The organism is Lysobacter capsici (assembly GCF_014779555.2).
GTDB classification, from domain to species: domain Bacteria; phylum Pseudomonadota; class Gammaproteobacteria; order Xanthomonadales; family Xanthomonadaceae; genus Lysobacter; species Lysobacter capsici.
The window spans coordinates 3,622,043-3,633,018 of the sequence record NZ_CP094357.1 but is presented as its reverse complement, the minus strand read 5'-3'; the positions used below and the strand labels follow the sequence as shown (position 1 = coordinate 3,633,018).

Sequence of the window (10,976 nt, the reverse complement as noted above, 5' to 3'; positions counted from 1 at the left end):
GCATGGACGCCGGCCTGTTCGCGCAGTACGTGGTGATCGCGATCGCGGTGCTGGTCAGCGCGGTGGTGGTCGCGCGCAAACAATTCCCGAGCGGCGTGCGCCGGCTGCGCATCGCCTGCGCCTTGCCGCTGGTGCGCGACGGCCGGCCGCGCTGGATGCGCGAACTGGGCAAACGCATCGCGCCCGCGCCGCGCGCAGGCGGGCCGAATTGCGGCGGTTGCGATAATTGCGGGCCGTCGGATTGAGACGGAGTCGGGCCGCGATAAAGCCCTGAGTTCGCCGCGGACGTTGCGTATCGCACTGTCTGTAGGAGCGGCGTAAGCCGCGACCGTCATATCCGAATTTGCGTCGCAAGCGCGATGCCGCGATCACGTTTGGATTTTCGTGGTACTCGCGACGTCGCCGGTCGCGGTTGGGATTTCGCCGTAAGCGCGATGTCGCGGTCGCGGCTTGCGCCGCTCCTACAGGTAGGCCATGAACGAGCCGGTCGTTCGCCGCGCAGGACGCGTATCGCACTGTAGGAGCGGCGCAAGCCGCGACCGTCATGTCCGAATTTGCGTCGCAAGCGCGATGTCGCGATCACGTTTGGATTTTCGCGGTACTCGCGACGTCGCCGGTCGCGGTTGGGATTTCGCCGTAAGCGCGATGTCGCGGTCGCGGCTTGCGCCGCTCCTACAGGTAGGGCACGAACGTGCCGGTCGTTTGTCGCGCAGGACGCGTATCGCACTGTAGGAGCGGCGCAAGCCGCGATCGTCATGGTTGGGTTCGCGCCGCAAGCCCAATGTGCGGATAACCCGTCGAGCGCGACTCAGCCACCCCGGCTCTGCATGTAATCCAAGGCTTCTTCCAGATACCCGCGCGCTTCGTGCATATGTTGCGGAGCGCACGCATCGGCGAAACGGCTGCGGCCCTGGTCGAGCAGCAGATAGGCGCTGATCTCGCTGTCGCCCCACAGGTAATCGAAGATCAGCACGAAATCGTCGGCGCTCGCCTCGTTGAACGCGGCCGCGCCGCGCAGCGGCGTGAGCAGGCGCAGCATCTCGATGTAGTTCTCCGAGGCCTGCAGCATCGCGATGCGCAAGGTGCGGCGCAGCTCGTCGTATTCGACCGGCGGTGTGCCGGTCCACGGGTCTTCGCGCCAGGCCTTGATCACGTCGGCCACGGTGGCCGCGTCGAGCTCGGCCAGCATGTCCGCGCCGACCCGGCCGTCGCCGGCCATCGAACGGCGATCGAACCAGGCCTGCCAGTCGTCGAACGACGCCGGACGCGCCGGCGTGGAATTCATGAACGCTTCGTACTGCTCATGGCTGAGCGTGAATCGCGCATACAACGAAGCGGGTTCCGACATCGAGTGGGGTCCTTTCCTGGAGTGCGGCGTGGCGGGGCTTCAGCGACGCAGCCGTCCTTTGTTCGCGGCCTTGTAGCCGACCGCTTCGAATGCTTCGACCGAGAGGGTGAAGGTGCGTTCGTCGCCGGGGAACAAGGCCCCGACGCCGACCACCTGGCGGGTGATTTCCTCGCCGCGTTCGTTCTTGATCGACAGCACCATCGAATATTCCCAGGCGCCATCGCTGGGCGGATGGCGAATCGTGCCCTCCACGTGCAGCGGCGAGAACCTCGCCGCCGCGCGCGCGTTCGCATCGGAATCGAAACGCAGATGGTGCCGGCAGGCCGGACAGACGCTCGCTGTTTCCAGGATCGTCGCCTTGCAATGCGGACAAATGCGCGTCGCCCCGGGCATGCCCTGGCGAACGGCGCTCATGAGTCGGCGCTGGTCTCCGTCTTGGCGTTCTTGTCGCCCTTGTCGGACGACTTGTCGGACTTGCCGCCGTCGTTGCGCGCGACCGCCTTGCCGCTGTCTTCCCAGCCGAACTCGACCTGGCCGCGCACCCGCGCGCCGGCCGCGACGGTGACCACGCCGGCCTTGACGTCGCCGATCATCACCCCGCTTTCGAGCAGCTCGACCCGCTGCGCCGCGTCGATATTGCCTTCCAGTTCGCCCGCGATCACGACCTTGCGCGCGCGCACGCCGCCGTTGAGCTTGGCGCCGAGTTCGACGGTGAGATCGCCGTCGACCTGCACGTCGCCCTTGAAACGGCCGGCGATGCGGATGTGGCCGGAGCCGTGGATCTTGCCTTCGATGGTGAGGTCGGAGGCGATCAGCGACTCCTTGACCACCGGCTGTTCGGCCTGACGCGGCGCCGGCGCGGGCGAGGGCGCCGGTGCGGGCGCGGCGGGCGCCGGCGCTGCGGGCTGGCCGAACGAGAATTCGTTGAGCGTGTCGGGTTCGCGCTTGAGCGCGGTTTCGGGCTGCGGCGGCGGGACCGGATTGTCGCGCTTGGGCGGGGCGGGCTGGTTGAAGATGGCCATGACGCGGTGTTCCTCAGGTCGGGGGATCAGGTGATGACACGCGTGAACTTTGGAGCCTAACACGCTGATACGAAGCGCCCACTGTGATGAATCTCACCATTCTGAGTTGCGGAAAAAGGCGACTCCGATTCAGTTTTCGCAGGCAACGGCGCGAATGCGAAAGCACCCGCAATGACGCGTGTTCAGCCAATCGCGACGACTTGCCCATGGCGAAAATAATTCAGAAATTTTTCAGGACGATGAACGGGCTGAGCTGGCTGATCGAACCGGTTTCGCGGAGCGAGCGGGGTTGCGATGCACGGCGCGCGATGCGGCGCTAACCGTTCGCCATCTTGTACAACCCCACCGCGATCGCCACGCCCGAGGCGCCGACGAGGTACCAGTACCAGCCGGCCTGGGTGCGCGCCTGCGGCACGCTGATGCCGCGGTACCACGCATAAGCCACCGAATGGATGATGTGCAGCGCGCCGGTGCCGATCAGCGCGTACGGGATGGTCACGCGCCACGAGCCGGTCGTCAGCAGCAGCACGGTGCCCAGCGCCGCGCACATCGCGTAAGTGGCGTATTGGGCGAGACTGCCGTGGGTCGGGCTGCGTTCGGAGCCGGCCATCAGCGCGATCACCAGGCCGAGCCCGCTGGCGACGAAAGGATCGATGGGAGCGAGCACGGCGGCGCCGATCAAGGCCACCGTCGAGAACACGGTGCGACGATCCAGGCGCTCGACCAGGACGGTGGGCCACCAGCGCAGGCTCGCCGCCTGCGCGCAGGCCCAGCCGGCCCAGATCGCGAAGGCGACGCTGAGATCGCGCACGGGCGAAGGCGCCAGATCGGCGATCAGCAGATTCATCAGGCCGATCAGGGCGAGGTAATACGCCACGATCCGTATCGATGCGATCGCCAGCCGCGGCCGCGACAGCCGGAGCGGATCGGTCGCGCGCTGCCAGAAGCTCACGCTTTCGCCATTGAGTTGCAGCGCCGCCTGCTGCGCATCGATGCCTTGCAGCGCCTTGAGCGCGCCGATCAGCCGCATCGGCAGCAACGGCACCAGGGCGATGAACACACGCCGCGGCCAGTGTCGCGGCCGTGCCAGTTCGCGGGTCAGCAAGCGGTCGACCGGTTTGACCCGCGGCGATTGCAGCGCTTGGAGGGTGTAGTGGAAGCGCTGGTTGGACTCGGCCCGGTCGCGCGCCCGCGCCGCGTGTTCGTGCAGCCAGGCGTCGTGCTCGCCGACCACGTCGAGCGAGAAGAATTCGAAGATCACCGCGGTGGCTTCGACCGGCAGCGGATGTTCGATCTGCGCCAACACCTGCGAGACCGGCGCGCGCAGGGCGAGCTTGAGGTCCAGCGAGTACAGCGGCTCGGATTCGCGCAGCCAGCGCGCCAGGCCGGCGCTGGGTTGACAGGCGGCGCGTTGCAGCAGTTCGTGCATGAACGCGTTGAAGTCGAACTCGTTCGGCGATGGCGCAAGCTCGTCCGGCTCATGCTCATGCTCATGCTCGGGCGCGTGGCCGGGCTCGTCGTCGGTTCGTGTTGCGCGCGCGCGATCGGGTTGATCCTGCGCTTGCGACGCCGGGGCTTCGTCGCTGGCGATGTGTTCGTGTTCGTGTGCGTGGCTGATGGGCGCCGGTTCGTCCGATCCGGCCTCGGCGTCTTGCATCGCCTGCCAGCGCAGATGCTGCGCATAGCCCAGGCAAGCCTGATACGCCTCGTGCAGGGCCTGGAAGCCGGCCGGATCGTCGTCGGGACGCACCTGCCTGAGCCGGCGCGCATAGGCACGCTTGATCTCGCGCTCGTCCGCGCTCGCCTCGATGCCCAGATGCTCGAACGGATTCATAGCGAACGCGCCGCGCTGAACACGCGCACGATGGCGACGGCGAACATCGCCGCGATCCAGAACCAGAACCAGCGCACTTCGCCGCTGCGATAACGGCGATGCGCGGCGGGGCCGCGACCTTCGTGGCGCAATTCATCGACGACCATGCCGTGGTGCAGCGACTGGGTGCGCAGCACCGCCACGTCTTCGTGCCGGCGCGGGAATCCGGGGTGGATGGCGTCGAGATCGAAGAACCGCAGCAAGGTTTCCAGCGCCGCCAGCGGCAGCGGTGGTTCGTCCAGCAGATGCTCGACCAGGGCGTTGGCCACGGCCTGCTTGTGCTGGACCGAGTACAAGTCCGGATGCGCATGCAGCCAGCGCTGGATCTCCTGCACCGGGCGGCGGCGGGCGAGGTCGATCAGTTCCTCGAGCAGTCCGGTGGATTCGAATTCGCCCTGCCAGGCGATGGCGGGGGCTTCGTTCGCGACGGGAATATCGAGCGGCGGCCAGGCCTCGGGGCCGGGCGCGGGCGATGTCCGCTGGTAACGCCACGGCGCGGACGGCATCGGTTCGGCGAGGTCGGGATCGATCGGCAACGGCGCCGCGGGCGTTGTCGGATCGATCGTGGCGCGGATGGTTTCGGGCTCGAATTCGGCGTGCGCGACCCGGTCGAGCATGCGCCGGAATTCGTCTTCGTCCAGATGAAAGCTCAACACCTCTTCGTCGTCTTCATCGTCGTCGGCGTCGCCCGGCGTTCGCCGCGCCCAGGCCAGGCATTGCGAATAGGCGTCGTGCAGCGCCTGGAAACCCTGCGGGTCTTCATCGGGGCGCGCGCGTTTGAGTTCGCGGGCGTAGGCGCGCTTGATCTCGCGCTCGTCGGCGTCCGTGGTCAGGCCGAGGCGTTCGAACGGACTCATCCGCCGTAGGCCGTCCGCATCGTCATGGCGATCGACAGCACCAGCATCGCCAGGAAAAAACCGATGGCTCCCCAGGGAAGCGATATGGGGTGGTCGCCGCGTTCGCTCGGACGCGGATCGTGCTGGAACTTGATCTCGCGAAAATCGCCGCCGCGCGCCTTGGCCCGCGCGCGCAGTTCGTCGATCCGCATCTGCGTCGACGCGACGCCTTCGCCCACGGTGTCCAGGCCGAAGAATCGCAGCACTATGTCGAGTTGGGCGATGTACAGCGACGGCGCATAACTCAGATGGGCGACCAACTCGCGCGCCACGGCTTGCTGCTGGGTCAGTGAGTACAGCTCCGGGTGATGATCGAGCCAGCGCTGCAGCGCTTCGGGGGGCTTGGTCTGAGCGGCGTGGCTGAGCTCGTCGAGAAACCCGGCCAGATCGAACGCGGGCTCGGCATGCACGGCCGTCGCCGTCGCCAGTGCGTACAGGTCGGCCAGTAGCGGATTGGGATGCGTGGCGGTGTGCGCGGACGCGCCCGCTGCCGCGTTCGGTCGGGCGAACGGATCGGGCGGCGCGACGATACGCGGTTCGCGACCGACCTCGGGCGCCTGCACGCGCGGTTCGATCGCGATCGGCTTGAACTCGAACGCATCGGCCGCGGTCCAGGCATCGTCGGCCCGCGCGTCGTCCTCGTGGCCCCGCCGATCGGGCGCATCGAAACCGACCTCGGCCGTCGCAACCGCGCGCTGCCGCGCGCGCGCCAGGCATCGTTGATAGGCGTCGTTCAATTGCTGGAAACCCGCCGGGTCGTCGTCGGGCCGGGTGATCCGCAGCAATCTGGCGTAAGCGCGCTTGATCTGCGCTTCGTCCGCGTCCGCCGACAGCCCCAGCCGGACGAACGGGTTCATGTGTAGCCCTGGGATTCGACCGCGTCGAGGAAGCGCACGAATTCGCCGCGGTGCTCGCTGATCACCGCGCTGTCCTGCAGGTCGAGCACGCCGCGGAACTGCACCAGCGCGGCCTGCAACTGTTCGCGCGCCCACAGCAGTTCCTCGTACAGGCGCTCGGCGCGCGCGATCAGGGCGATGTTTTCCTGCTGGTCGCGCGGGTGCACCTTGAGCGCGGCCAGCGCGGCCAGGCGTTCGCGGATTTCCTCCTGGCTGAGCACGCCCGGGTTCTTTTCCACCAGCACTTCGTGGCGCAGCCCGGTCGAGGCCAGGGTCGCTTCGACCTGCAGCAGGCCGTTGATGTCGTAGGTGAAGCGCACGTCGATCGCGTTCTCGTCGCGGCGCCGCGACGGCAGGTCGATCGAGATCGCGCCCAGGCGCACGTTGTTTTCGACCCGCGGGCTCTCGCCCTGATAGATCTGGATCTCGACCTGGCGCTGGCCGTCGTGGGTCGGGTAATAGCGCTCGACCCGGCTCACCGGCACGGTGCTGTTGCGATGGATGATCGGCGAGAACACTCCGGAGGTGTAACCGCCCTGCGATTCGCGGGTGGTGTTCACGCCCAGGGTGTGCGGGCACACGTCGGTGAGGATGATTTCCTCCAGCGACTGATCGCGCGCCTTCATCCCGGCGGCGACGCAGGCGCCCAGGCCGATGGCTTCGTCGGGATTGACGTGGCGCAGCGGCAGCCGGCCGAACATGCGCGAGACCAGGCGCGCGCTGAGCTGCATGCGCGAGGCGCCGCCGACCAGGACGATTTCGTCGAGCTGGCCGGGGCTGAGCTTGGCGTCGCGCATCGCGCGTTCCAGCGGCGCGCGCAGGCGCTGCACCAGCGGTTCGCTGACCCGGGCGAAGCCGGCTTCGTCGATCCGCCATTGGCGCGGCTCGCCGGCCAGCGGCAGTTCCAGGGTGGCTTCGTTGCCGCGCGCCAGATCGTGCTTGAGCGTTTCGATCCGGCGCTCCAGCGTCGCCAGTTCGCTCAATGCCAGCTGGCTCGCCGACAGGCCGCTGTCGGCGAGAAACGCGTTGAGCAGGGCCTGGGTGAAATCCTCGCCGCCGAGAAAGTTGTCGCCGGCGCTGGCATGCACTTCCATCACGCCTTCGAACAATTCCAGGATCGAGACATCGAAGGTGCCGCCGCCCAGATCGAATACCAGATAGCGGCCGCTGCCCTCGCGTTGCTGCAGGCCGTAGGCCAGCGCCGCCGCGGTGGGTTCGTTGATCAGGCGCTCGACCTTGATCCCGGCCAGTTCGCCGGCGATGCGCGTGGCCTTGCGCTGGCTGTCGGAGAAATACGCCGGCACGCTGATGACCGCTTCGGCGACCTTCTCGCCGAGTTCGGCCTCGGCGTCGGCGATCAGCGACTTGAGGATCAGCGCCGACAGTTCCTCCGGCCGGAACCGGTGCGTGCCCAGCGCGGTGACCCGGTCGGTGCCCATCCAGCGCTTGAACGCGGCGACGCTGCGCTGCGGGTGCGAGACCAGCCGTTCGCGCGCGGCGCGGCCGACGATGACTTCCTCGTCGTCGCCGACGCTGACCACCGACGGGGTCAACAACGAGCCCAGCGCATTGGGGATCAGGCGCGGGCCGTCGGGCCCGTATACGCCGATCAGCGAATGGGTCGTACCCAGGTCTATCCCGACGATCATGCCAAGCGGTCTCTTGCAGCCGGTTACAGGCGGAACATTACATGCGGAACACGCCGAAGCGGGTGCGATCCTCGATCGGCGCGTTGAGGCTGGCCGACAAGGCCAGGCCGAGCACGCGGCGGGTGTCGGCCGGATCGATGATGCCGTCGTCCCACAGCCGCGCGCTGGCGTAGTAGGGATTGCCCTGGCTCTCGTACTGATCGCGGATCGGCGACTTGAAGGTTTCTTCTTCCTCCGGCGTCCACACCTTGCCGGCGGCTTCGATGCCGTCGCGGCGCACGGTCGCCAGCACCGAGGCGGCCTGTTCGCCGCCCATCACGCTGATGCGCGCGTTCGGCCACATCCACAGAAAGCGCGCGCCGTAAGCGCGGCCGCACATGGCGTAATTGCCGGCGCCGAAGCTGCCGCCGATCACCACGGTGAACTTGGGTACGTGCGAGCAGGCCACCGCGGTGACCATCTTGGCCCCGTCCTTGGCGATGCCGGCGTTCTCGTACTTCTTGCCGACCATGAAGCCGGTGATGTTCTGCAGGAACACCAGCGGGATGCCGCGCTGGTTGCACAGCTCGATGAAGTGCGCGCCCTTGAGCGCGCTTTCGGCGAACAGGATGCCGTTGTTGGCGACGATGCCGACCGGATAACCGTGCACGTGGGCGAAGCCGGTGATCAGGGTCTTGGCGTAGCGCGCCTTGAATTCCTGCAGCTCGCTGCCGTCGACGATGCGCGCGATCACTTCGCGGATGTCGAACGGGCGACGCGTATCCTTCGGCACGATGCCGTACAGCTCGTTGGCGGCGTACAGCGGTTCGCGCGAGGGCTGCACCGCGACCGGCAACACCTTGCGCCGGTTGAGGTTGGCGACGATCTCGCGCGCGATCTGCAGCGCGTGGCGATCGTCTTGCGCAAAATGATCGGCTACGCCCGACACGGTGGTATGCACTTCGGCGCCGCCGAGCGCTTCGGCGTCGACCACTTCGCCGGTCGCGGCCTTCACCAGCGGCGGGCCACCGAGGAAGATCGTGCCTTGTTCCTTGACGATGATCGATTCGTCGCACATCGCCGGCACGTAGGCGCCGCCGGCGGTGCAGCTGCCCATGACCACGGCGATCTGCGGGATGTTCTCCGCGCTCAGCCGGGCCTGGTTGTAGAAGATCCGGCCGAAGTGTTCCTTGTCCGGGAAGACCTCGTCCTGCAACGGCAGGAACGCGCCGCCGGAGTCGACCAGGTAGATGCAGGGCAGGTGGTTCTCGCGGGCGATCTCCTGCGCGCGCAGATGCTTTTTCACCGTCATCGGGAAGTAGGTGCCGCCCTTGACGGTGGCATCGTTGGCGACGATCACCACTTCCTGGCCCTGGACCCGGCCGATGCCGGCGACCATGCCCGCGGCCGGCGCGGCGCCGTCGTACATGCCTTCGGCGGCGAGCGGAGCGATTTCCAGGAACGGCGAACCCGGATCGAGCAGGGCGGCGATGCGGTCGCGCGCCAGCAGCTTGCCGCGTTCGGTGTGCTTGGCGCGGGCCTTGTCGCCGCCGCCGTGCGTGGCGCGCGCCAGCCGCGCATCGAGTTCCTCGACCAGGGCCTGGTGATAAGCCACGTTGTCGCGGAAATCCTGCGAGCGCGGGTCGAGTTGGGAAGTGATCGCGGGCATTGCGTGACGGCCGGATGCTTGGACGCGGCATCAAAGCATAAAGCGCCGTCGCGGGCCAATCACTTTCGCCTCGAATTTCGCAACGCACGCAAGCGTATGCGCACGGAGCGTGTGTCTGGTGGGGATGAGATGCGGTTGGGGTGGCGTGTGGGCGATCCGTGTTGCGCGAGTGAGTGATGGAGTTGTTGAATCAGTCCATCGGCCTGACGCCCTCACTCCGGCCCTCTCAGCTCTGCACTCCCTTCGGTCGCCGCAAGCGGGAGAGGGAGCGTGTTCGCGAATTGCATGTAACTGTGCGCGAAGCGGATCTCGGCGACTGCTTGGGTAACTGCGACGTGTTCCCTCTCCCGCTTGCGGGAGAGGGCTAGGGTGAGGGTCCGCAAGCGCCAGCGTCGCCGCACGTCCGTACCAAAGCCACCCAAACAAAAACCCGCTCTCGCGGGTCTGGTATCTGCGACAAAGCCACGCCCACAAAAAGAAAGACCCGCTTGCGCGGGCCTTTCAGTGAACGAAACGCAAGCCGATTAGTGCTTGGCTTCTTCCTTCTTGGCTTCAGCAGCGGCAGCGTCGGCCTTGTCGGCGACCTTGTTCGCAGCGTCGGCGGTCGCGTTGGCGGCCTTGGCGGCAGCGTCGGCGGCACCGGCAGCGGCGGAGTCGACAGCGTTGCCGGCGGCGGCGGCGGCCGAATCGGCGGCGTTGCCCGCGGCAGCGGCGGCGTTGTCGGCGGCGGCGCCGGCATTGGCGGCGGCGTCGGAGGCGGCAGCAGCGGCGGCGTTGGCGCCTTCGGCGACGGCGGTGCCGGCGGCGTCAGCGGCCTTGGCGGCCGAATCGCCCGCCTGCTCGGCGGCGGCCGAGGCTTCGGCAGCGGCGTCCTTGGCTTCTTCGGACTTCTGGGCGCAAGCCGACAGTGCCAGGACGGCGGCGGCGAGCAGGACGTAGAGATGGGTCTTCATGAGATGTCTCCTGAGGAGTTGTCTGAGATAAAACGTCTAGTGGATCTGTCAGGCAACGCCAGTGCTCGCAGCGGTCCGGCAAGCCGGCTTCGATCGTTCACTGACCTTACGGAAAAAGCCGCCGGATAACCGGCGGCTTTCCCGTTCGACACGAGGTTTTCGCGTCGGAACTAGCAGTATCGCTTGCGCGATATTACTTCTTCGCTTCTTCCTTGGCAGCTTCCGCCGGAGCGGCAGCGTCCTTGGCGGCTTCGGCAGCCTGGCCAGCGGCGTCGGCAGCGTTCTTGGCGGCGTCGGCAGCGGCGTCGGCAGCAGCCGGGGTCGCAGCGTTGGCAGCGGCATCGGCCGAGGTGGCAGCGGCGTCGGCAGCGGTGGCAGCGGCGTCAGCCGAAGCAGCAGCGGCGTCGGCGGTGGCGGCGTCGCCAGCGGCAGCGGCGGTGTCAGCAGCGGCCTGAGCTTCGGTCGAAGCGGCAGCGGCGTCGGCGGAAGCTTCTTCGGCCTGCTTCTGGTTCGAGCAAGCGGCCAGGGCCAGGCCCAGAGCCAGGGCGATCAGCGCCTTGTTGAAATTCATGATGTCGGATTCCTCGTCGTTTAGTTAGGCAACGCGCAGTTGCGCGCCGATAACATGATGACAAGCCGGTGACGTGTGTCAAGCGGCATGCCGGTTTTTTTTGTGCAACGCGTTTTTAAC

General features: G+C 67.3%; 11 protein-coding genes. 1 reads left to right on the top strand and 10 read right to left on the bottom strand.

Annotated features, from left to right (window positions below; genetic code table 11):
* The first annotated feature begins 2 nt into the window (after positions 1-2).
* Positions 3-245 carry a DUF6587 family protein gene (locus tag IEQ11_RS14630; protein ID WP_046656963.1) on the top strand — a complete coding sequence of 81 codons (243 nt, stop codon included), beginning with the start codon at positions 3-5 and terminating at the stop codon, positions 243-245.
* Between the two features lie 563 nt (positions 246-808).
* On the opposite strand, the gene IEQ11_RS14625 is transcribed toward IEQ11_RS14630, so the two are convergent.
* From IEQ11_RS14625 to IEQ11_RS14580, 10 genes are all read right to left on the bottom strand, one after another.
* A complete protein-coding gene (locus IEQ11_RS14625) occupies positions 809-1,348 on the bottom strand; it encodes a hypothetical protein (RefSeq protein WP_191820830.1) in 540 nt (179 codons plus the stop codon).
* 39 nt (positions 1,349-1,387) lie between these two features.
* Positions 1,388-1,762, bottom strand: a complete 375-nt coding sequence (locus IEQ11_RS14620; RefSeq protein WP_036108424.1) for a hypothetical protein — start codon at positions 1,760-1,762, stop codon at positions 1,388-1,390.
* Entirely contained in the window at positions 1,759-2,370 is a 612-nt protein-coding gene (locus IEQ11_RS14615) for a polymer-forming cytoskeletal protein (RefSeq protein WP_191820831.1), read from the bottom strand. The genes IEQ11_RS14620 and IEQ11_RS14615 overlap by 4 nt, the downstream gene beginning before the upstream one ends.
* Before the next feature lie 316 nt (positions 2,371-2,686).
* Positions 2,687-4,204 (bottom strand): J domain-containing protein, encoded by a 1,518-nt coding sequence (locus IEQ11_RS14610; RefSeq protein ID WP_191820832.1) that lies wholly within the window; start codon positions 4,202-4,204, stop codon positions 2,687-2,689.
* The gene (locus tag IEQ11_RS14605; RefSeq protein WP_191820833.1) at positions 4,201-5,100 is read right to left on the bottom strand and encodes a J domain-containing protein; all 900 of its coding nucleotides are present in this window, start codon (positions 5,098-5,100) and stop codon (positions 4,201-4,203) included. Before IEQ11_RS14605 ends, IEQ11_RS14610 begins: the two co-directional genes overlap by 4 nt.
* Positions 5,097-5,996 (bottom strand): J domain-containing protein, encoded by a 900-nt coding sequence (locus IEQ11_RS14600; protein ID WP_191820834.1) that lies wholly within the window; start codon positions 5,994-5,996, stop codon positions 5,097-5,099. Before IEQ11_RS14600 ends, IEQ11_RS14605 begins: the two co-directional genes overlap by 4 nt.
* A complete protein-coding gene (locus IEQ11_RS14595; protein WP_191820835.1) occupies positions 5,993-7,684 on the bottom strand; it encodes a molecular chaperone HscC in 1,692 nt (563 codons plus the stop codon). Before IEQ11_RS14595 ends, IEQ11_RS14600 begins: the two co-directional genes overlap by 4 nt.
* A 37-nt stretch (positions 7,685-7,721) precedes the next feature.
* Positions 7,722-9,332: a carboxyl transferase domain-containing protein gene (locus IEQ11_RS14590; RefSeq protein ID WP_191820836.1), complete on the bottom strand. Its 1,611-nt coding sequence runs from the start codon at positions 9,330-9,332 to the stop codon at positions 7,722-7,724.
* 524 nt (positions 9,333-9,856) lie between these two features.
* Positions 9,857-10,285 (bottom strand): hypothetical protein, encoded by a 429-nt coding sequence (locus tag IEQ11_RS14585; protein ID WP_096414866.1) that lies wholly within the window; start codon positions 10,283-10,285, stop codon positions 9,857-9,859.
* A gap of 193 nt (positions 10,286-10,478) precedes the next feature.
* A complete protein-coding gene (locus IEQ11_RS14580) occupies positions 10,479-10,856 on the bottom strand; it encodes a hypothetical protein (RefSeq protein WP_036110958.1) in 378 nt (125 codons plus the stop codon).
* Positions 10,857-10,976: the final 120 nt, after the last annotated feature.